Source organism: Cytophagaceae bacterium ABcell3 (assembly GCA_030913385.1).
Taxonomy (GTDB): Bacteria; Bacteroidota; Bacteroidia; order Cytophagales; family Cytophagaceae; genus ABcell3.
This window is the reverse complement of sequence record CP133159.1, coordinates 4,000,319-4,022,533: the sequence shown is the minus strand read 5'-3', so window position 1 is coordinate 4,022,533 and position 22,215 is coordinate 4,000,319. Positions and strand designations below refer to the sequence as shown.

Below are 22,215 nucleotides of genomic sequence, written 5' to 3'. Positions count from 1 at the left end.
AACTGTTTGTCTCGTTGTTAAAATCCTCCAGTTCCGCCACCGGTCGTTCCACCGCCACCGGTAGCACCTCCGCCACCTGGTGGGGGTGCGGTCGTTCCTGCTGTTGTACCGCCGGCAGTTGCCGTTCCTGCCGTAGTGGTACCAGCAGCCGTTCCGCCTGTAGCTGTTCCTGTAGTGCCCGGTTGACCTGTAGTAGCTGTTCCAGTGGTTCCCGGTTGTCCTGTAGTTGCAGTACCTCCCGGCTCACCAGTAGTCGCAGTCCCCGTGGTTCCCGGTTGCCCAGTAGTAGCCGTACCTGTGGTTCCAGGTTCTCCTGTGGTAGCAGTTCCAGTCGTACCTGGTTGTCCAGTGGTTCCTGGCTGTCCCGTAGTTCCTGGCTGTCCCGTAGTTCCTGGTTCACCAGTTGTAGCGGTACCTTCTGTAGTGGTGGCTGTAGCAGCAGTAGTACCGGCAGTTGTTGCTGCTGTTCCTCCGGTAGCTGTCTGTCCAGTGGTTTGTGCGTCGTCTTGTGGGGCACAGGATACTATGTAAATTAAGCTTCCTATGCCTATGAAAGTAACAAATAGTTTCCTCATGTTTTTACTTTCTTTGAGACAACTAATTGCTTTGCTAATTGTTTTCACTTTTTTGAACAAAAATTCCTCTGGCTGATATTGGTAGTATATGAGACACAAAGGATGCTAAAGGGTAATCCTGCCTAAATATTGATCTTCGGTATTTTTATATAATATTTCTAAATTCATATTAAGGCTCTTACAAACTTCTAGAAGTGTTGCCTCGTCTACAAACAGCCAACTAAAAGGTGGGTCTTTTTTACCTTCATATTCATATTGGTAGCTAATTTCACCGTAATAATGAGCGGTAGGTTTCTTCTGATCAAAATATAGGTAGTTAATGTCGCTACTGTCGAAAAGTATTTGCCCTTCAGGGTTAAGCAAGCCCTTAAGCTTTAGTAAAAGATCTGGGAGTTTGTTTAACGTTTCGGCAATGCCTATACCATTCATTATTAATAGGATGGTGTCAAATTTTTCTCCCGAGAATGTCCAAATGTCTTCTTGGCGGATGTCTTGGACGCCCATCCTTTGCATAATATCACAGCAAGAAGGGTTTACTTCCAGTGCTGTAATTTGGAGTCCGGTATCTTCCAACTCTATGGTAAATGCACCTGCGCCAGCTCCTACGTCTAGTACCTTTCCACGGCAAAGAGACAAAGCTATGTTTTCCAATTTGGAAAAATCTTCGCGATTGCGGAAAAAGACTTCTACTGGCATTTCTTCTACCGTGCCATAGCTTGTGTGCAGCAAAAGGTTTACGTCATCTTTTTCGCCAGAAAAATAATCTAAAAGGGCTTTACCGTAAATGTTGTTTGGAACCATGGTAATATGAATATTTACAAAGGTAGAAAATCAGAAATGATTTTTTTGTCTTTTAATTTTGTTATATAAACAAGTGGGTTTTTACATTGAAGTAACTTATAGTTGTTGCTTAAAAAAAGGAGATATTTATGAGTATGAAGAATGTTGATATTCAGGCAGGAAGAACATGTTCGTTAAAGTTGGATCCTGAGTCGTCTTCAGCTATTGAGTACGGAAAAGAAGTTTCAGGCAAAGTGGTGGGGCGTGATGTAGTGGACGCTGACAAAGGTACTTTGGATGAAATGTATCCAAACCAAAATAAGTTGCCTGTAATTGTGGTTGAGGATGAAGCCGGACTCCACTGGAACGTTCCTGAAAGGGATGTTGTGAAAATAGTTTGTGGAGACGAAGAGTTGTGCTAAAATATAGTTTGCACCAAGAAAAAAGAACCATCAGAGTGGATGGTTCTTTTTTTTGTGCTTTACTTAAGGCTTAGTGCCTTGGTGTACAGCATGAATGTGGATGGGGAAAACAAACTTGAAAAAACGTGATTGGAATTTTTGTTTTTATTTAGGGGATTTTAGCAGGATTTTTTATAACTTTAGGTATACTTGGGTATTTACGTTTAAATCAAATTTATTCATGAAAAAGATTCTGTCAACTTTTGTTTTACTCCTATCTGTTCTTGTTGTAAAGGCTCAAGAGCTGCCTATCAATGATGCTACAGAGAAAGTTACCTTTATGGAAGTGGTGGATGCTACTGGGCTTAGTGCAAATGATATCTATACGACAATGAAAACCTGGGCAAAGTCAAACGGCCTAAAAATTACAGAAGATAAAGCTGATGAAAAAGAGTTTGTGACTACAGGTATACTTCCTGCTCCATATGAGCGGGCAAAAGGCCGTACAGAAGTGAGCAACGTCAATTATAAGTTTTATTTTTATGCTAAAGAAGGAAAGTACCGATTCATAGCAACAGACTTTGTGCATGAAGGTTCTGATAAAACAATGAGTGGGGGCGAGCTAGAGAATGAAGCTCCTGAATGTGGCCCATCTGTAAGTAATGGTAATTGGAACTTGATCAAAAAGAAAACAAAAAATGGCATGGATGAGCTAATCGAAGACTTGAAGAAAAAGATTAAAGTAGCTCAAAATGATCCTACAAAGAATAGTGATTGGTAACAGGGTTGTTTGTAATAAATAAGTGTAGTCCGGTCTTTTGGAAACAGAAGGCCGGATTTTTTTTGAAAATATCAGCAGGAAGAAGAAATCTTACATGGTAGGGAGCGTTAGAGAAAAGTGCAAATTGGCTTTTTCTAGTTATATTTAAACCGGATTTTATAAATACTGTATATGGCTTTCTTTTCTGCTAAACAATCCAAAGGACTTCAAATTGTTTTTTTACTGTCAGTTTTTGGATTGCTTTTGGATTGTGTGTTAAATGATCCTTTCTACTTTGGAATGGCAAGGTTTGTCATTGGGTTGTCGGTATTTCTTGTTTTTCCTATCATTCTTAAAGATGCACGCTCTGCTGTATTGGCAACAGTTTTGTATATAAGCGGTTATTTTGCTCACAAGACATTTTCAGCTTGGGGTGACTTTTGGGAGTTCCTCCTTTATATTGTCAGTTACCCTCTAGGCCTTGCTTTGATTGGGGTTGCAGTAGCTTCTCGCAATATGCGGGTTTTCCTTTTTACTGTTATTTTAGGGTGTATATTAAATGGAGCTTACCATGGAGCGCAAGATTTTTATGAGTTTCTACTGATTCAGGATATTCCTATAGGTATAATACTATCAGTAAACAACATCATATTCTTTACATTAGCTTTGGCTGGTTATTTTATAATACACAATCTGGTTTGCGTGCCCCACAAGGGACTAGGGGCTGCCCAGTATATTTCCGGGAATAGCTTTTTTTTCATATTTGGTCTATTTTATTTGTTCTTGGCAGTGCTTTCTGCAGCTTTGATTAATTACCCGTATCAATACTCTAGTTTAGGAACGTTTTTGTCAGAGGTGGTTTTTGTATGCATGTTGGCTTTGTTGATACCGGTTACGGTATTCCTTATTAAGTTGGTTCAAGACAGGCATTTTTCCTTAGAGTTGCAACCAGGATGGCTGTATTTACTCAGTTTCGTCCCCTTTGTTAACTTTGTAACTTTGACCATACTGGCACTGGAAAAGCCCGTGAAGAAGAGTAGTGTTGATGAGCAACAAATAGCGTCTAAGAAAAAGAAGGTGAACCTTTTTGTAATGGTGCTGTGCGTGTTGGCTGGTTGTGCCACAATGGTGTACTTAGGTTGGCAACAGGTAGAATCAATAGAAACCGGGTTGGATGCCGGTGACTTTTTTATGTATATACTTACCGTGTTTTATATAGCTATTCAGTTGGTAAACCTAAAAATAGCTCAGACCTCTTTTGATGGGTTTAGGAATATCATTTTGGTGGCATTCGCTTATTACCTGTTTAAAGTGATTGCCTATGATTACGATTATATGCTCTTACTGCCTTCTTTACTGTTTACCTTCATGGCTAGCTTTGTTTTTTACTCATTTTTCTGGAAAATAGCAGCCCAGGGGCAAGAGAAGCACGAGGAAGCCCATGCTGAAGTAGCTGAAGTCGATTGAAAAGGGGCAATTAGCTATTGGGGCGACTTAAGGTATAGTAGAAATAGCATGATGTAAGTCAAAATTATGCCAAGTAGTACCGTAATAATGATTTTCCAAGGCCTTGGAATAGCGGTAGTGACCCATAGCGCATAAATACCTACCGGAAAAGATATGATGAGAAGTATTGCGACGGTTAATGGATTGTTGTATCCTTTAACCTTTGCGTGTTTAGTTCTTTTTTGCATGTCTATCTGGTTTAAACCTGAAATATGCATTAGAACTTTCTATTGTGTGGCAAAATAAACTTCAAATCAGACGCTTCGCTCGCATTTGGTTTTTAACCATAGGACCACTATGTTTTGCAAAACAAATACGCTGATTATTTGTTCTTTTGCTCCTTATAACGAAATCTAATGCATAATCTAGGTTTAATTTTCCCAAAAAGCACCACTTAACCATGATACAAAAGGAAAAAGGAAGATTAGTATTGCTAGAATAATGAGAATAATGACTATAGTTGATCTTTTCATAAGCTGCTTTTTGGGTTTAAAACCTAAAGGCAGTGGAAGTGTTTGAACAAATACCTTTTTATTGAAACTGTAATGGTACATGCTGTTCTAATTGCACAAAAATAACCGAAAGCTTTGAGCTATTATATTTATCTATTACAGGAGTGTGTGGGGGGCTGATAAAAAAACGGTTCAGATAGAATGTTTAAGGGTAAAAACGAAAGGGAGCTTTACGTCTCCCTTTTTTTATTCTTCCCCAGGCCCCCATTTGTCTACACCTGGTACCCTTTGTTTATTGGATCCTGTAGTACCAGTAGGTATATTTTCATATTCGGGCTGATACGGTAAGGTTCCAGGAGTACCTTCTGGTTCGTTTTTATTAATAGACTCAGGGTTCCCAACAGGTTTTTTTATTGGTTCTCTTTCAGTTTTGTGCTTACCCTTTTTGTTTTCTTTTTTGATCTTTCCTTCTCCGACAAAGTCTCCAGCTTCCTCTGCTTCTCCTGTGCTAAGGCCTTTGTTCCAAAGTTTGTCGTCTTCTGGTCTTTTATTGCTGTCTTTGTTCATAAACCCTCCTTTGTTTACTTCATAACATAGTGAAAAAAGGATTGATTCGATAGACGGGGGCTGGACTTTTTAACTTGAACAATTCCTTTGTGACTCTGTAATGATATGGGACAAACTATTTTCTAATATGCAGTTAAAACATACCGAAGACGAGTATCTACCTTATCATATATCTTGTGCGGATGTGTGTTATGGTGATATAATTATGGCACCTAATGTGTTTTATGCGAGCTATTTACTGTGGAACTGTATTAACGGATTAGTGCAACGGCAAATTCCTCCTGCACAGCTAAATGAGTTATTAGATAGATTGCATGAAAGGATAGGTTCCCATTATAGGTCTCCTGGGAGTGTGAAATTTGGACAAGGGTTTGGAGAACTTCACGGAGAATTAAAGAATGCAGAAAAGGTTTCTAATACTTCTAGCAGCATTTACTACCAATATATTTTACAGCAATTAGAAATAGTAAAAGCAATAAACCTAAATGGTGGTGATCAATCCTGAGTGGATTACTGCCGTGTCCAGCCTTATGGGGGCATTTGTTGCTTTAGGGGCAGTGCTTGTTGCATACTTTCAGCTCAAGGGCTTGAGGAGAAGTATCAATAATGAAAGCCTTATGGTAATAATTTCTTTAGAAAATGAAGTTTCGGTCAGGAAGGTTCGAATGTCTAAAGTGTTGTTTGAATTGAAAAAATCTCATGTTATGAGTAAAGATAGAGAACTGTTGAAAGCGGAACTGAATACAACAAAGGAGGATTACCTCAATGCCCTTGATCGTTTATGTTATGTGATATTAGAAGGTTTTTTGTCTGAAAAAGATTGGAAAAAAGTGTATCATACCTACCTTAACCATGTAACGGAGTCTTTGCAGGACTTTTTTGTTAGTGGCGCTTATCCTAATATTGTCGAATTAAAGAAAAAGTGGGATGAGCAGTGAGATGAATATGGCATTTTTATTATATAAATATATGTGGCTAGATACCGTTTTATAAGGTTTTTTTATGAATAAACTTAGTTCAAAAACATACAAAAATGAATTTGTCAACCTGTTTCCAGGTGATGAAAGTGGAGATTTAAGGCCGCGCCAGACGCCTGGGGTGTTTTATAGTAAGGTTCGTCCAACACCAGTAAAAAAGCCAGAGCTAATTGCTTGGTCAGATGATTTGGCGAATGTGCTGGAAATGGAAAAGCCTTCACATGAAGATATCCAGATATTGGGAGGAAATTTAGTTACCCCGTCAATGTCTCCATATGCCGCTTGCTATGCAGGGCATCAGTTTGGGCACTGGGCAGGGCAGTTAGGGGATGGGCGCGCCATTACTTTGGGGGAGTGGGAAACAAGTAAAGGCGAGACTTATGAATTGCAGCTCAAAGGGGCTGGCCCAACTCCATATTCACGCCGTGCTGATGGACGTGCCGTATTGAGGTCTTCAGTCAGAGAATACCTGATTAGTGAGGCCATGCATTATTTAGGTGTGCCAACTACACGGGCATTGAGCTTAGTAAGTACAGGTGAACAGGTCTTGCGGGATATGTTTTACGATGGCCGTGCTGCTTATGAGCCAGGTGCAGTAGTTATGAGGGTCGCTCCGTCTTTTTTAAGGTTTGGAAACTTTGAAATGTTGGCGGCAAGAGAAGATAGAAGTCTTCTGAAAAAGCTTATAAATTTTACTATAGATAACTATTATCCGCATATCACAGGGACAGACAAGATTGCTCAGTGGTTCGGTGAGGTGGTCGAGCGTACAGCAAGCCTTATGGTTGAATGGCTGAGAGTCGGTTTTGTGCATGGGGTTATGAATACAGACAATATGTCTATTTTAGGTTTAACAATAGATTATGGCCCATATTCTTTTCTTGATAATTATGATTTAGACTTCACGCCTAATACTACCGATTTGCCGGGCCGAAGATATGCTTTTGGCAAGCAGGCTTTTGTTGGTCAATGGAATTTGGGGTGCCTTGGTGGCGCTTTGACTCCTATATGCACAGAGACAAGTGAGCTGATAAAGATTATTGAAGGATATGAAAATATCTTTTATGAGAAATTTTACCAGATGATGGGGGATAAATTAGGGCTGGATCAGGTGAAGTCTGATGACAAAGAGCTTATCCATCTTGTAGAAAAGGTACTGCAAGATATTCAGCCAGATATGACCATGTTTTACCAGTTGTTGGCGGATGTGAGTTTGGAAACAAACGATGAGGGGGCGGTGGTTAGTCATTTTGAAAGTTGCTTGTACAAACCGCTTTCCTCTGAACAATCTAGCAAGTTGACAGAATTGCTTCATCTTTATATCAAAAGAATTAAGGCGAATCAAATATCACGAGAGGAGTCTGTAAAACGAATGAGAGCAGCGAATCCGCGATTTATCTTGAGGAACTACCTGTTACACCAAGCAATTGAAGAGCTGGAAGAGGGGAAAAATGACCTTTTTCGAAAGTTAGAAAAGGCCATCAAACAGCCGTATTCTACCGAATATGATGAGTTTTTTGTGAAAAGACCTGCGTGGGCTGATGAAAAAGCTGGTTGCTCTATGCTTTCATGTAGTTCTTAATGCAGAAGAACCAATGGTTTGATGCTCTTTTGTCAAATGCTTTTATGGCCTGCAATATGTTTTTCGTTTAAAGCAATATGAGGAAAAGTGCGTTAGTGACCTTTTTGTAAAGTTTGCAAGTAGAAGATTTAATAAAAAAGGTCTAATTTTTCTTGTTCTTTTTTTATAATTTTTATTATCTTAAAAGGATTTTTCAAAGTAAATAAACCATTTCTTATATGAAAAGAATTAAAAATTTCATGGCGACAGTATTGTCGCTTGTTTTTATGGCTTCTATAGCCAATGCTCAAACAATATCAGAGCAAGTTTCTATAATTTCTGGGGAACACGAAGCGCTTCTTGCAAAAGTTAATGAAGCTAACACTGGCTCGGTATCAGATTATAAAGCATGGATTGGAGAGGTGGAAGGTCTTTTTGAAAAAGTAAAGAAAAGCCAAGTAGCTCTTGGTAAAAAATTTAGACCTGCAGAAAAGAAGAAGTTTGAGGGGGCTTTGGCTGGAATGGAGAAAAGCTATGCTAATGCTGATAAACATTTAAAAAACCTTAAAACTGAAGCAGGTAAACCAAAGCCTTCCATTGGAAAATTGAAGCAGTCAATTAAGTTCTTTGTAAGTCAGATATCTGAGGCAGAGAAGAATAATCAGCAAATATCAGGTTAGTTGAAATCTAATTTAACTTAAATTTATTATAGACAGGTCTGGATGGTTTCAGACCTGTTTTTTTTGCTGAAATGTGCAGTAGATGGCTTAAAGTCAGTCTCTTGTCTTGTGGTTATTGTTTGCTCCTCATTATGAAACCTTTGGTGGTTTCAACCCTATATGTAAGAGCACTATTTTCGAGGTTTAGCAAATAACGCATAACCCAGACCCCGGTTAAAATAAGCCTTATGCTATGTGCGTTTTTTCTACATGAAAAGCACTGTTCAATATCTCCTTATAATATGTTTGGTCTTAATGGCTCGAATGCCTGCTTTTTCTGGACAACCAGTTGATAAAGATACTAATGCTCCATATGCCCAAAAGGGAGAAGCTTCATACTATGCAAAGAAGTTTGAAGGAAGGGTAACTGCTAGTGGTACTGTTTTTAGAAATGATAAGTTCACGGCAGCGCATAAAACATTGCCTTTTGGAACAGTAGTGAAAGTTACAAACCTGAAGAATAATCGTACTGTAACTGTGAAAATCACGGATAGAGGCCCTTTTGTCAAAGGTCGTGTCATAGATCTCTCCCAAAGAGCTGCAAGAAGGTTAGGCATGCTGGAAGACGGGGTGGTAAAGGTGCTTGTGGAGGTGGAAAAGCCGGCACCAGGTTACGCTATAAGTGACTCTGGTGTAAGGAAGAAATAGTCGTTACCTATACTTGTAAAGAATACATGTGTTTTTAAGTCAAGTTTTTGATGTTTTATGTTCCTTAACTGAGGGTAGGGGGGTAGCTTTTGTTTATTTTTAATTTTTTTTGGAGTAAAAAACTAAAAATAGTAATTTCGAAGTAGTTGTGTGTCCGATGTGTAAGGGTTAAACCTGAAATATGCATTAGAACTTTCTATTGCGTGGCAAAACAACTTCAAATCAGACGCTTCGCTCGCATTTGGTTTTTAACCAAACCACTATGCTTTGCAAACCAAATACGCTGATTTTTTGTTTTTTTGCCCCTCATAACGAAATCTAAAGCATAATCCAGGTTAAACATTTACTTGTTTTACCTTCTTCTCGTTTTTCCATATCTTATAAAAACGCTCTTAATAACCTCAAAATTTTATGTGTATGAAAAGGATTTTTACATTCTTGTTCTTATTAATACTTGCCAAAAGCTTATATGCCCAGGCTCCTGAAAAGATGAATTATCAAGCGGTTATAAGGGATGGTGATGGTGATTTGATTGCGGAAAAGGAGGTTGGAGTGCGTATAAGAATTCTCAAAGACTCAGAATTCGGGGGTGCTGTTTTTGTTGAAACCCATACAGTTCAAACCAATGCCAATGGATTAGTTTCTTTGCATATAGGGGATGGTGAGGCTGTGGAAGGTACGCTGGCAGATATTGAGTGGGCTGAAGGTGTGTATTTTATCCAGACAGAAACTGATCCTAATGGCGGAACTAATTATAGCATTACCGGAACAAGCCAACTGCTGAGCGTGCCTTATGCCCTTTATTCAAAGAAAAGCGGCGATAGCTTATTTGTTGAAAAGGGAGATGTTATCTATTCAAATAGAAAAGTTGGTATAGGTATGAATGAGCCGGAAGAGCAATTGCATGTGGACGGCAATGTTAAATCTAATGGGAGTATATCGGCTAGTGATGAGGTCAAGGCAGGTCGTTTAATTATAAACCCTGATCGGAGCGAGGGTAACTCTTTTATTGTTTTTGGAAGCGAAGACCATACAGAAGCTCCTAGGATGTTTTTTAGTGAAAGTACTCAACGTTTATATTTTGAGGATATGGAAGGAGTGAAAGTTTCAAGCGATCTTGATATTGAGGGGGATGTTCAAGCGACAGGTGATATACATGCCAGAGGTTTTAAGGTAGAAGGTGAACTTGAGGCAGAAGGGAATGTCAACTCAGGGAATAATCTTATAGCTCATAGAAAGGTTAAAGCTGGAGTAAGTGTCTCCGGAGAGCATTTTTATGTTAACCCTAAAGGGAATGGCCAATTTTCTCATGTGGTTTTCCGTAGTGACACAAGTATGGACAGTCCCCGGATGTTCCATAGCTCGATGGATGATAGGATACATTTTAGAGATATAAGCGGAATACGCCTACAAGGTGGGCTTGATGTTGATGAAGGTGGTGTAAGTGGTGAAGGTGATTTTACGACAACAGGACACTTGTTCATAAATACAGATGCTTCTTCAAATATTGGATATGTTATTTTCAGGGGTACCACACCTATTAACAATCCAAGAATGTTTTATAGGGAAGACCATGATCGTTTGGCATTTTCTGGAGCAGGTGAGGTAGCTGTGGATGGTGATTTTCTGGCTACAGGAACAAAAAACTTTATACAGGACCACCCCAGTGACCCTTCTAAGCAAATCAGATATACCGCACTGGAAGCTGGTGAAGCTGGCACCTACTGGCGTGGGTCAGCCAGGACGGAAAACGGTCGTGTGGAAATAGACCTCCCTGAACATTTTGGCTTGGTTACCAGTGAAGAAGGGTTAACGGTAAATTTGACCCCACGGGGAGGATGGGCACCATTATATGTTGAAGAGGTTTCTTTGACAAACCTAATTATAAAATTGGATGACCGTTTTTCAGACGGAGATGTGGAGTTTGATTTTATGATTAATGGTATCCGTCTTGGATATGAGAATGTTGAAGTTATAGAAGATAAAAAGTCAATAGGAGAGGATTAGTGCTTTTCCCCTCCAAAGGTTATACCCCCTTGGAGGGAAAAAATATTATATTCATGATTAGAGTATTGCTGTCTGTTATTTTCTCAGTATTGTTTTTGGGTGGCCTGGGGTATATGGATTTTGAAGTTATTACCCCTCTTCTGCCTTTACCGGAAGATATATGTTATTATCACTTGCATGAACCCCCTTTTTTAGTATCCCTTTTTTATCTGGACAGCACTGGTCATATAGATCCGTTTAATGGGCTACATTTAATACTATTATTAGTTATAAGTATAATATGTGGCAGTCATACAGCAGTTAGGGTTTGTAGGCTTGTGAGAAAAGGTTTTTAGTAGTTAAATAGTTATACACATCCCTTCATCGTATAATTAACCATGTGCTGCTAATGTCTGACAGGAAGGATAGCTGTCAGACATATCAGCCCTCCATCGTATCGTTATAACATCATCCAAAATTTTAAATTATCATCGAATCATCAGACCATCACATCATCAAAAAACTAAACAGCCCGTCCCACGCTGTCATCTCCGTATTTGTTTCTGATTTTGTCCAGTGCTTCGTAAAAACCTATTTTTTTGACAGGGTCGTCAAACAGGCTTATCTGGTAACTGCCATGTACCAGGTGACTGAAGCGCACACCTATCAGACGGATAAGCATACGGCGGCTGTGAAGCTGCGCAAACAGCGCTTTGGCCGTGTTGATAAGTATGTCGTCCATAGATGTGTAAGGAATGCTCATCTGGCGGGTGTGGGTATCGAAATTGGCGTATTTGATTTTTATGGTCACGCATCCGGTAAGCCAGTTTTCGCGACGGAGGCTCCAGGCCAGCCCTTCCACCATTTTGATGATGGTATTCTGAATCATTTTTACGTCTATGGTATCTGTTTCAAAAGTCGTTTCGTTTGATATAGACTTTCGTTCCGTATAAGGCGTTACAGGCGTGTCGTCGATGGCATTGGCGCGTTCCCAGAGTACAATGCCGTTCTTGCCATATAGCGATTGCAATACCTTTACAGGCATGGCTGCCAGCGTGGCCACATCCGTCACACCAAGGCTGTTGAGGTGCTCCGCCGTTTTGGGACCGAGCATGGGTATTTTCTTTATGGGCATAGGGGCGAGAAAGGCCTTTTCCGTGCCGAAGGGTATCTGCAGCTGACCGTCAGGTTTTGATTCGCCGGTAGCTACTTTCGATACCATCTTATTCAGCGACAGACCAAAGGAAATAGGCAGTCCGCTTTCTTTGACGATAAGCTGCTTCAGTTCTCCAGTCCATTTATAGCATCCGAAAAATTTGTCCATACCTGATACATCCAGATAAAATTCATCTATCGATGCTTTTTCAAACACCGGTGCTTTGTCTGCGATAATGTCCGTGACAAGCCGTGAGTACCTGCTGTACTTTTCCATGTCGCCATGGAGCCATATAGCCTGCGGACAAAGTTTGCGCGCCATTTTAGAAGGCATGGCTGAGTGTACACCAAACCTGCGCGCCTCATAGCTGCAGCTGGCCACCACGCCACGGTCGCTATGCCCCCCGATAATCAGTGGTTTTCCTTTTAGTTCGCTATGTTCCAGGCATTCCACCGAAACAAAAAACGAATCCAAATCCATATGAACAATATTCCGGTCGTTTGGCTGCATGAATAGTTAAAATAAAGGTTAAAACCTCCAAGGTTCCTAAAACCTTGGAGGCTTGTTATTAAGGGTTATACACCTCCAAGGTTTCCAAAACCTTGGAGGTGTATAACCTCTTTTCTCACCATCGGCAATTTTTCCATATACTCCACCTCCATGCTTGGGTGGCCGAACTCGTCCACGATTTTTCCCCGCAGCAGGTAGAAGCCCCGTCCCTGAAGCGGAAACCTTTTTAGTGATGGAGGAAAGTGCGTGGTGTCAAAAGTCTTGCCGTTTATGTCCAGAAAGTGCATAAAAGCCATGATATCCTTATGAACGGTATATACGTCTTTTGTTGTGACAAAATAGCCCGTCATGGTAACTTTTTTTCCGGTGTGCATCAGCATTTCCGATGCGGCAATTCCCTGTTTGTGTTCCTCTGGAAGCATATCAAAAGGGTGGCACAGCGGAAAACCCAGCAGCTCTATCTCGTCATACGCATCCTCATGGCTGAAACTGCTTAGCGGAGGCAGGTTCAGCGCTTGTTCTTCCTCAGCAAAGAGCTCCTGCGCCGGCATGCGGGTTTTCTGCTTGCTGAAGTACAGGGCTGATTCCAGCAATAAAACCTTTTTGCTTTTGCCGGTAAACCGCAGTCCGCCCGCACGGATAAGAATGTTCAACTGTTCCGGCGATACCGGCACACGCTTGATAAAGTCCGTCATGCTCTTAAAAGCTCCGTTTGCGTCTCTTTCGGCCGAAATGTGCAGCCCCAGCTTACGCTCAAAGTCCTTGATAAGCCCGAAGCCGATGTAAATCTGCCGGCCGTGCAGGGTCGTAAGTACATCGCTGTGGTTGACACACGGAGCCTGAATATCGGCACCGGCCATACGTGCTTCGTGTATGTAAAACTCCGTTCCGTAAAAACCGCCAAAATTGTTGATGACCGATACGCAGAACTCAAGCGGATAGTGCGCCTTCAGGTAGAGGCTCTGATAGCTTTCCACCGCAAAGCTTGCCGAATGCGCCTTGGAAAAAGAGTAGCCCCCGAAACTCTCAATCTGCCGCCACACCTCTTTGGTTAGCGCCTCGTCATAACCCTTTTCGCGGCACTTGGTAAAGAACTTCTCCTGAATGAGCTTAAATCCTGAGTGTCCGCGGTACTTGCCCGACATGGCACGCCTCAGCACATCCGCCTCTCCGAGGTCAAAGCCTGCAAAGTGATGCGCCACCTTGATTACATCCTCCTGATATACCATTACCCCGTAAGTCTCCTTAAGCAGTTCTTCCAGTTTTGGGTGCAGGTACTGTATGGTTTCAGGCTTGTGGAACCGGCTTATGTATTGCTGCATCATTCCCGACTGAGCCACACCCGGACGGATAATTGAACTGGCAGCTACCATTGTCAGATAGTCCTGACAATGCAGCTTGCGCAGCAGCATACGCATCCCCGGCGACTCTATATAGAAGCAGCCAATGGTGTTAGCCGCCTTAATATGTTCCCGTACCTTATCGTCCTTTTTGGCATTCTCAATGCTCAGGTCTACCGCCTTTCCCGTGTTTCTGCGAACCAGCTCCACGGCATCACGGATATGTCCCAGTCCCCGCTGGCTGAGGATGTCGTATTTGTAAAAGCCCATATCCTCGGCCACAAACATATCGAAGTGCGTTATCGGAAAACCCTTCGGCGGCAGGTCAGTGGCCGTATAGCAGGCAATCGGCTCCTCGCTGATAAGCACGCCCCCCGCATGAATACTAAGGTGGTTGGGGAAGTCCTGCAGGTTTTGCCCGTATTTAAAAATAGCCTTTACTATATCATCCTTCTCAGCCGACAGGGCAGGGTTACGGTGCGAGACAATCAGGTCTATTTCCGGTTTTGGCAGCCCGAACACCTTGCCCAGCTCACGGATGACCGAACGACCTTTAAAGGTGTTATACGTTGCAAGCAAGGCCGTATGCTTATTGCCGTAACGCTTAAATATATAATCCGTTACCTGGTCGCGTTCCTTCCATGAGAAATCTATGTCAAAGTCCGGCGGCGAACTCCGGTAGGGGTTTAGAAAACGCTCAAAGTACAAATCCAGTTCTATCGGGTCCACGTCCGTAATGCGCAGGCAATAAGCCACAATGCTGTTGGCGCCGCTTCCCCGTCCCACCCATGCAAAATTCCGGTTTATGGCATAGCGCAGAATGTCCCAGGTAATCAGGAAATAAGCATTAAATCCCAGACGGTTTATAATATCCAGCTCCTTTACCAGTCTTTCCTTTGCCACCTTGTTATAGCGCCCGTAGCGCTGCTCAAAACCCTCCAGTGCCAGCTTTTCCAGCAGCAGGCGGTCATCGTTCAGGTCGCCCGTCAGGTTTTTGCGGTTCTTGCTTTCGCCGTCAAAGAGGATGGAACAGCTTTCCGCCAGCTTCATCGTGTTCTGTATAATCCACGGAAACCGCCCGTAAGCAGCCATCAGCTTGTCCATCTGTAGCATTGCCTCGTCCTGAGGAGCCTGTTCCGACGGCGGCAGCATGCTTAGCAGCGTATTTTTGTCAATCGCCCTTAGCAGGCGGTGCGTGTTAAAGCCCTTCTTGTCGCGGAAAGTCACAGGGTGCAACATTACCAGTTTGCTCCTTAAAGAACCCTGCTGCATGGTCACCAGCTTGTTGAGCTCGGAGATTCTAATCCCAAGAAATTCATTTTCCCGCAGCACTTCCGGTTCGCGGCTTCCGAAAGGGTAGATGATATACACATCGTTAAATTCCGGTGCAATAGGAGGGAGCGGCCGCCCCACAGCATTATGCCGCGAGAGGAACGCGTTCAGTTCCGCAAAACCTTTGTTGTTAACAGCCAGTCCGGTATATAAGTGCTCACCGCCATTCCTGAACTCAATGCCCGCAATGGGCTTAATACCGTTTTTTATACACAGGCGGAAGAAGTCGAATGTCGCCGAAGTATTGTTTATATCCGTGATAGCCAGTACCTCTGCGCCCTTATCGATAGCCTCAGCCACCAGCTCTTCGGGAGAGAGCGTGCCGTAGCGGAGCGAGAAATATGTATGGCAGTTGAGATACATTTTGTTATTTTTAATAACAACAAATATACCAAAAGGAGGTGTGTTTTGTTAGTTTAAATAACAAAATAATTTTTAACATTCAGCAGAAGTGTGTATGATAAAGACGAAAAAACAGCCTTTCGAAGTGTCTTAGAGGGTGTTTTTAATTATTTGGGCGTGCCCCCGGCCACGCAAAACCGCCGCACAATCCGCCGGGGGCGGACTCTCCGCTATTACTCCTCGCCTCCTGACGTCGGCTGCGGGGTAACCGCTGCGAATTCCTCACACAAGACACGGGCTGCCTAGTTTTTAAGGTACAGCTTTCGGTTTCAACGCCATCGCTTGCCTTTGGCGAGTGATGCTTATCCGGTAGCCCTCCGGGCGGTTAATTAGTAGCTACCTGGTATGTGCATGAGCTTTTTGAGTCCTTTGGGTTGGCCTTTTTAATTTTCTGAACAGGTAGTTTTTCAGGACACCGCCTGTAAACCGGCCAGAGGCCTTCCGGATAGTGGTAACTCGCGAGGACGCGAGCTACAGCGAGAGGGCTGCCCGGTTTTAACCTGAAATATGCATTAGAACTTTCTATTGCGTGGCAAATAACTTCAAATCAGACGCTTCGCCCGCATTTGGTTTTTAACCATAGAACCACTATGCTTTGCAAACCAAATACGCTGATTTTTTGTTCTTTTGCCCCTCATAACGAAATCTAATGCATAATCCAGGTTTAAGGTACAGCTTTCGGTTTCGGCAGTAATTTCTGGTAATTCACATCTTTTACCTTTTTTATTGCAGAAGTAAGCTAAAATGGAATTAAATTTGAGTCTTTTCCCATGAATAAAAATAGCATAGATTCGGGGGGGTATTTTTTTAATGATAATCAGTGTATTAAGTTTGAAAGCGTAACATGTTGTAAACTGGGAGCTAGAGGATTCTGTGGATATGCTCTTTGTAGAACTTAAAAAATTAGGGGTAAATGCAAATGATTGAAAAACAACAAGCGATAGAGGTTCTGAGCAGATTAAAGGTAAAAGTATATCCACTTTTGTTTTTTATGGGAGCTCTGTATGGGACTCCGATATTTGCACAAACTGGTGCTGTTGAAGTTCAGAAGGTTGAATCTCCAAGGGTGGGTGGTTATTTAGGTGTGGTTACCTCTATGTTTGAAACTACTTTTGAAGCGCCAGATAGCAGGATACTTCCGCTACGCTCTATAGGTATTCCCTTCGGCGTTAATTTCTGGCTTCATGAAAAGCTGGCTTTTTCTATTGAATTTGTCCCTATACTATCCATACAGGCTGAAAATTTCAGGACGGAAGGCTTATTGGTGCATCCCGGGTTGATCTGGAATTTATCAGAGAAAACGAGCTTTTCTGGCAGAGTCGCATTTGAAAGTAATGGTCAGTTTGGGTTTACTCCTATAATTGCGCGCTCTTTATATACCGGCAAATATTCTTCCTATTCCATTGCTATACCGGTTCCTGTCCGTTTTGGAAATCAGATGCCCGCAAATATGGCCGTAGGGTTAGTGCTGGTATGGGGTTTTTAGCATAAAAATATTTTTTTAACAGGGGACACAGCCCTGAAGGGGCGTTATGTAGATTTTTATTAGTTGGTTTTGTTTTCAGAGTGTCATCTTATATGTCGCCCCTTCAGGGCTCATCGGTAATGAAAATGTTTGTTCTATAATCATGTCGCCCTTTCTGGGCTTGGGATATGTGCCTTGCCATCAAGAGTTATATAGTTCTTGTGTTGAAGAGTAATTTGGCAATACGTTAACTGTGAGTGTATTGTGTATGTTTTCTTTCTTCTTTATTTTTACAGGGATTGTTTTTTTTGTTTAATTTTTTTTAAAATGCCTGGAACTTTTTCTCAGATTTATGTTCAAGTTGTATTTGCTGTTCGTGGGAGAAACAGCTTACTCTTAAAACCTTGGCGTGATGATGTTTTTAAATACATGTCAGGGATTATTAAAGGGAAAGGACAGAAATCTATTATAGTAAATGGAGTGTCCGACCATGTTCATTTGTTTGTAGGGTTAAAACCTTCAATGCGTTTGTCTGATTTAGTAAGAGATATTAAAAGCATTACATCTGGATTTATAAAAGAACAGAAGTTTGTAAGAGGGAAATTTGAATGGCAGGAAGGCTATGGGGCTTTTTCGTACAGCCATTCCCATATAAATCAAGTTTATAATTATATTAAAAATCAGGAAGAGCATCATAAAAGAAAAACATTCAAAGAGGAATATGTTGAAATGTTAAGGAAGTTTGAAATTGAGCATGATGAAAAATATCTTTTTGAATGGGTAGGTACGTAATTATGTCGCCCCTTCAGGGCTCATCGGTAATGAAATGTTTGTTCTATAATCATATCGCCCCTTTCGGGGCTTTGATATATGTCCTTGGCATCTGAAAGTTGGCAGCCATTAAAGGTTCCAAAGTTCAGATGGAGAATGGATGAAGAGATATTTTTGGAGTGGTGCAGTAAGACAAAAAGTCCCGACGGGACGACATGATTGTAGCTTTTGGTTTAAGATTAGGCCTAGCCCTGAAGGGGCGTTATGGAGTTGCTAAGGCATATAATTGAGTTTTTTCAAGTGATAAGGAAAGGAAATAAAGTTTATTATTGTTCTTTCCCCGAATTTTAGCAGATAAGCTATCACAAAATCCCTTCCAATCATTACAGCTTTATCGTCCTTCTATGCTCCCAACGCTGTTTTGCCTGAAAAAGCACATAGGAAAGTCCCAGTATCAAAGCCACATCAATTCCAAACCGTAAAGCCGCGCCCCCTGCAAGCTCAAATTCTCCGGAAATCAGACAGACAGGTATCAGGCATGCACTAGGTATCAGTGCCAGTGCCACCATTACACCCGATGTAAAAATTGTTCTTTTGGTAGCCAAAAGCAGTACGGCCACAACTACGGCTGCTGCTGAAGAGAAGACGGACGACAGGGTGATCGACGTCCAGTAATCCACGAATGGATTGTGGAGTTGGTAATACTCTTCTTCGGGAAGCAGCGGGTTAGAATCCAAGAGCCAGAGTATGAAAGTTGTTAGGGTAGCTCCCAACATTAGGCAAAAATATCCTTGAAATGTATCTTTGATTCCATAGTACCAGTAAGGGTTTTTAGTTACCAGTCCCAGAGGTATGCGCATGATGGGCATAAATCCCGGTGCTACCAGCATACCACCAATTACTACATGGATGGTGCTTGTGGAAACTCCTATCATGGTGATAACGCCCGACATAGCCATCATAAACAGCGTATTGATGTTCATGTTGCTGTCTTTGCTTATTACCATCTCGGCTTCTTCCCATGTAGCATCCATACCGTCCTTTGCAATACGGGAGTCTGGCTTATTCGTAATTACACTGTCAGGCTCACTGGTGCTTAAGCTTACACCGTCCTTGCCTCCAATATTATAGTTCTCCAAAATGCGCATAAAGCTGTTCAGGGTGTTGTTCGTAACCTGAAATATCAGGATGTCTCCCGGAGGTTTTATAGATGCTTCTTTATGAAGTGAGATCGAAAGTAGCCCTTCTTTATCTTCTATATCTGATATTAATTTATTAATAACTTCTCTTGAGGCTGTTACAGTTAACTCTCTTGCCATAATTTGAAAATATCAGCTCTTTCTTTTTTAGAAGACTAACCTGACACCTGTAGATTTGTTACCGGTTGGGAGCCTGAGGTCAGAATTTAAGTAACTAAATAGCATATGGAACTGCTAATAAATGAGCTAAATTTGGATGCCAGGATGACGGTTAAAACGCTCCGTCAGAAAACATTTTTTTAGTCATCCAGTTCTAGCACCCTGATTGGTTCATCTCCACACCAAAAGTCAATTCTTTTTTTTGTTTTTAGAAAGCGCTCTTTTATGTTTTGGTCGTCAATCAACCGAATAGCTTCATTAATTTTATTTAAAGCGGTAGGACAATTTTCTAAGTACCTGTGGGCTAAAGCTAGATTGTAGTTAAAGTAGGCTCTATCGGCTTGGGTACTGGTAAATCTGTAGCCTTTTTCTAATAACGCAATGGCTTCATTGTATCTGCCTTCCTTGTTTAGTAAAAAAGAATAGTTTAGATATGTGGCTGTAAAAGAAGAGTCCAGTCTGAGGGCTTTTTTAAAGTACTGTATAGCATTGTCTGTTTGGTCCATTTCTCCAAATGTAATTCTCAGACAATTGGTGATAACCAGATTGTTGGGCTCTATTTAATCTGCCTCTAATAGAAGCTCATTAGCTACACCGAAATAGTTCAGTTTACAAAACTCTAGACTTTCTTGGAATAAAGTATTTGCTGATGAGTCTGAAATAGAGCTGGCTTCTCCGAACAGACTTATTCTGTTATTATCGAATCTAATATCGGTATTGTTTTCTGTTACTTCAGATGAGCAAGAGGTTAACAGTAAACAGAGCCAGATAAGTGTTTTTCTCATTTAAAGAAGCTGTAAAATCTTTCCAGAGGGATGAATACAGAAAAAGAGGCTTTGTTGAACCTCTTTTTTCTGAAGATTAGATTACTCTTATGGTTTTATCAATAGAAACTCCGTTCTACGGTTTATACTTCTGTTACGTTCGTTAGGTGTGCCGTCTGGGTTAAGGTTAGGAACCAACGGCTGGCTTTGCCCCATACCTTTGGCTATTAACCTATCTTTTTCTATCCCTTTTGATACCAGGTGACGTACTACATAGTCTGCTCTTTTCTGAGACAGTCTCATGTTGTATTTCTCAGTTCCTACATCGTCCGTATGAGAGGTTATCTCAACCTTGCTGTTTGGGTGAAGATTGAGGAATGGTAAAAGTATGGAGTCTAACGCTGCTTTGGCATCGTCGTTTAGCCTGAAGTCATCTGTGGCATATTGAACGTCGTCCAGCGTAAATGGTTTGTCCTCTACAGGCTTAGCGTCCAGTATAGGCTCTTCTATTTCTGGTTCAAATGGTTTCTTGACAAGCCTTTTGGAAATTGTTTTGGCAGAAGCCATTTCTCTGGTGTCGAACGAAAGTGTATCAGGTTCAAAGCCTTCTGGATTGATGCTGAATGTGTACTTTTTATTACGCTCAAGAGGTAATTTGTAGTTGCAGTCGTCTAAGTATATTGTATCTGTTATTTCAGCTTTTGTTTTTTTGTCCATGCTGTAGACATGCATTACAAGGCTGTCGCAGGTCATAGAGTCTTCGGGTGTTTCGATGGCTAATTCCAGCTCGCACTCAAAAGGAGGGGGAGGAAGAATTTCAAACATAAAGATGTCGTCGCAGCAGGTTTCATGAAAATATGGGGTTCCGCCTGGCCGGTTCGATACGAAAAAGCCTGTTTTCCCATCGTCGCTAAGCATAAAATCCAAATCGTCCTGAGGTGAATTTATAGGGAATGAAAGGTTTTGTGATGGGACAAACCTGCCATCCTCGGCCCTCCATGTTTTGTATATGTCAAAACCTCCTGCGGTAGAGTGTCCATTGGAGCTGAAGTATAAAGTTTGCGTCGGGACATGAAAAAACGGAGTGCATTCGTCCTCAGGGGTATTTATTCTGAAGCCAGCATTGGTAGGGTTGTTCCACGTTTTTCTTCTGCTGTTATATGTGGCGTACCAGATATCTAGTCCGCCTTTTCCTTTAGGGATGTCTGACACAAAATATAAAAACTCTTTGCCTGTAGTGTCTGTGACAATAGCAGGTTGGGTGGATGTATAGCCGTCCTGATTGATAGGTTCCGGCAGTAGTTCCGGTTCTGACCATTTGCCTTTTACCTTTTCAGTCATATAGATTTTACATGTGACTATCTCTTTATCATCTTTGTCGCACTTTGAAAAGTAGATCTTGTTTGTGATAGGAGAGTAGGTAAAGTTCCCCATTTCCATGTCAGGATCGTTTACTATATCAAACTTCCCTTTTTCTTTCCACTTATTATTTTTTTTCTCCGCTTTATAGATTTGTCGTAAAGGAATATTTGATTTGTCTCTGGTGCTAAAATAGGTTAATGAGTCCATCCGCAGCGACCCAAAAGCCAGCGTGGCGCTGTCTATTAGTATAGGGGAAAACTCAGTATGAGGGTAGTTTACCGATTTACCTGCATTCAGGACTTCTACATGCTCTGGAAATTCTTTAAATACCATTCCACTGTCACAACCTTGTAGCTCTTGTGTTACTAACCTTTTAAAGTTTTTATCTCCTAGCCTCGAACCGCCTTCTTTCCTAAAGGTTAAAATGTTTTTTTTAGCCTCTTCGTACTTTCCTTGCATTTTCTGCATCTGTGCTATATGAAAAAGTGTGTAAGGGTATTGTCCTGGTGCTTTTTCGTAAACATGTAAAAAGCTCTCTTCTGCTTTTCCGTAGTTTCTGGCTTTTTTGTGTAGCTCAGCCATTTTGTACCATGCGTCTAGGTCGCTAGGATTGTGCTGTGTTATTTCTTTATAATAAAACAGGGCGGTGTATATATCACCGGTTCTGTTTGCATGAGCAGCCCTGGCCTTCATTTTTTTCAAACTTATATTTGTTTCAATCAAATGACTGAAAGTTTGGGCTCTGCAGGTGAAACTCTCCATTACGAAAACTAATAGGAACCCTGTGATGAAGGTGAGTTTTATTCGTGTTTTTATGTTCAAG

19 protein-coding genes are annotated in these 22,215 nt (G+C 41.5%); 11 read left to right on the top strand and 8 right to left on the bottom strand.

Features of this window, described 5'->3' with window-relative positions; genetic code table 11:
- Positions 1–17: 17 nt before the first annotated feature.
- A complete protein-coding gene (locus RCC89_16280) occupies positions 18–575 on the bottom strand; it encodes a hypothetical protein (protein WMJ74712.1) in 558 nt (185 codons plus the stop codon).
- A gap of 105 nt (positions 576–680) precedes the next feature.
- Entirely contained in the window at positions 681–1,376 is a 696-nt protein-coding gene (locus tag RCC89_16275; protein ID WMJ74711.1) for a methyltransferase domain-containing protein, read from the bottom strand.
- A 128-nt stretch (positions 1,377–1,504) separates the two neighbouring features.
- Here RCC89_16275 and RCC89_16270 point away from each other — a divergent pair, with 128 nt between their 5' ends.
- From RCC89_16270 to RCC89_16260, 3 genes are all read left to right on the top strand, one after another.
- Entirely contained in the window at positions 1,505–1,777 is a 273-nt protein-coding gene (locus RCC89_16270) for a hypothetical protein (GenBank protein ID WMJ74710.1), read from the top strand.
- Positions 1,778–1,997: 220 nt separating this feature from the next.
- Positions 1,998–2,537, top strand: coding sequence for a DUF4468 domain-containing protein (locus RCC89_16265; GenBank protein WMJ74709.1), 540 nt, complete (start codon positions 1,998–2,000; stop codon positions 2,535–2,537).
- A 171-nt stretch (positions 2,538–2,708) separates the two neighbouring features.
- Complete coding sequence (locus RCC89_16260; GenBank protein WMJ74708.1) at positions 2,709–3,983, top strand: hypothetical protein; 1,275 nt, start codon at positions 2,709–2,711, stop codon at positions 3,981–3,983.
- Between the two features lie 737 nt (positions 3,984–4,720).
- Here the strand turns inward: RCC89_16260 and RCC89_16255 are convergent.
- Entirely contained in the window at positions 4,721–5,041 is a 321-nt protein-coding gene (locus tag RCC89_16255) for a hypothetical protein (GenBank protein WMJ74707.1), read from the bottom strand.
- A 127-nt stretch (positions 5,042–5,168) separates the two neighbouring features.
- Between RCC89_16255 and RCC89_16250 the strand changes: the two genes are divergently transcribed.
- The 6 genes from RCC89_16250 to RCC89_16225 all read left to right on the top strand — a co-directional run bounded on the left by RCC89_16250 (position 5,169) and on the right by RCC89_16225 (position 10,953).
- Positions 5,169–5,546: a hypothetical protein gene (locus tag RCC89_16250; protein WMJ74706.1), complete on the top strand. Its 378-nt coding sequence runs from the start codon at positions 5,169–5,171 to the stop codon at positions 5,544–5,546.
- A complete protein-coding gene (locus RCC89_16245) occupies positions 5,527–5,979 on the top strand; it encodes a hypothetical protein (GenBank protein WMJ74705.1) in 453 nt (150 codons plus the stop codon). The genes RCC89_16250 and RCC89_16245 overlap by 20 nt, the downstream gene beginning before the upstream one ends.
- 64 nt (positions 5,980–6,043) lie before the next feature.
- Complete coding sequence (locus RCC89_16240) at positions 6,044–7,600, top strand: YdiU family protein (GenBank protein WMJ74704.1); 1,557 nt, start codon at positions 6,044–6,046, stop codon at positions 7,598–7,600.
- 218 nt (positions 7,601–7,818) lie between these two features.
- Positions 7,819–8,259 carry a hypothetical protein gene (locus RCC89_16235; GenBank protein ID WMJ74703.1) on the top strand — a complete coding sequence of 147 codons (441 nt, stop codon included), beginning with the start codon at positions 7,819–7,821 and terminating at the stop codon, positions 8,257–8,259.
- 234 nt (positions 8,260–8,493) lie between these two features.
- Positions 8,494–8,946, top strand: coding sequence for a septal ring lytic transglycosylase RlpA family protein (locus RCC89_16230; protein ID WMJ74702.1), 453 nt, complete (start codon positions 8,494–8,496; stop codon positions 8,944–8,946).
- Between the two features lie 417 nt (positions 8,947–9,363).
- On the top strand, positions 9,364–10,953 hold the full coding sequence (locus tag RCC89_16225; protein WMJ74701.1) for a hypothetical protein: 1,590 nt from the start codon (positions 9,364–9,366) through the stop codon (positions 10,951–10,953).
- Positions 10,954–11,455: 502 nt separating this feature from the next.
- Here the strand turns inward: RCC89_16225 and dinB are convergent.
- Both dinB and dnaE read right to left on the bottom strand, forming a co-directional pair.
- Positions 11,456–12,598: a DNA polymerase IV gene (gene dinB, locus RCC89_16220; protein ID WMJ74700.1), complete on the bottom strand. Its 1,143-nt coding sequence runs from the start codon at positions 12,596–12,598 to the stop codon at positions 11,456–11,458.
- 65 nt (positions 12,599–12,663) lie between these two features.
- Positions 12,664–15,633, bottom strand: a complete 2,970-nt coding sequence (dnaE, locus tag RCC89_16215) for a DNA polymerase III subunit alpha (protein ID WMJ74699.1) — start codon at positions 15,631–15,633, stop codon at positions 12,664–12,666.
- Positions 15,634–16,591: 958 nt separating this feature from the next.
- Between dnaE and RCC89_16210 the strand changes: the two genes are divergently transcribed.
- Both RCC89_16210 and tnpA read left to right on the top strand, forming a co-directional pair.
- The gene (locus RCC89_16210; protein ID WMJ74698.1) at positions 16,592–17,158 is read left to right on the top strand and encodes a hypothetical protein; all 567 of its coding nucleotides are present in this window, start codon (positions 16,592–16,594) and stop codon (positions 17,156–17,158) included.
- A 306-nt stretch (positions 17,159–17,464) separates the two neighbouring features.
- Entirely contained in the window at positions 17,465–17,929 is a 465-nt protein-coding gene (gene tnpA / locus RCC89_16205) for an IS200/IS605 family transposase (GenBank protein WMJ74697.1), read from the top strand.
- 362 nt (positions 17,930–18,291) lie between these two features.
- Here tnpA and RCC89_16200 read toward each other — a convergent pair whose 3' ends face one another.
- The 3 genes from RCC89_16200 to RCC89_16190 form a co-directional block, all read right to left on the bottom strand.
- On the bottom strand, positions 18,292–19,227 hold the full coding sequence (locus tag RCC89_16200) for a DUF389 domain-containing protein (GenBank protein WMJ74696.1): 936 nt from the start codon (positions 19,225–19,227) through the stop codon (positions 18,292–18,294).
- A gap of 179 nt (positions 19,228–19,406) precedes the next feature.
- Positions 19,407–19,772 (bottom strand): hypothetical protein, encoded by a 366-nt coding sequence (locus tag RCC89_16195; GenBank protein WMJ74695.1) that lies wholly within the window; start codon positions 19,770–19,772, stop codon positions 19,407–19,409.
- 366 nt (positions 19,773–20,138) lie between these two features.
- On the bottom strand, positions 20,139–22,085 hold the full coding sequence (locus tag RCC89_16190) for an OmpA family protein (protein WMJ74694.1): 1,947 nt from the start codon (positions 22,083–22,085) through the stop codon (positions 20,139–20,141).
- Between the last annotated feature and the right edge of the window lie 130 nt (positions 22,086–22,215).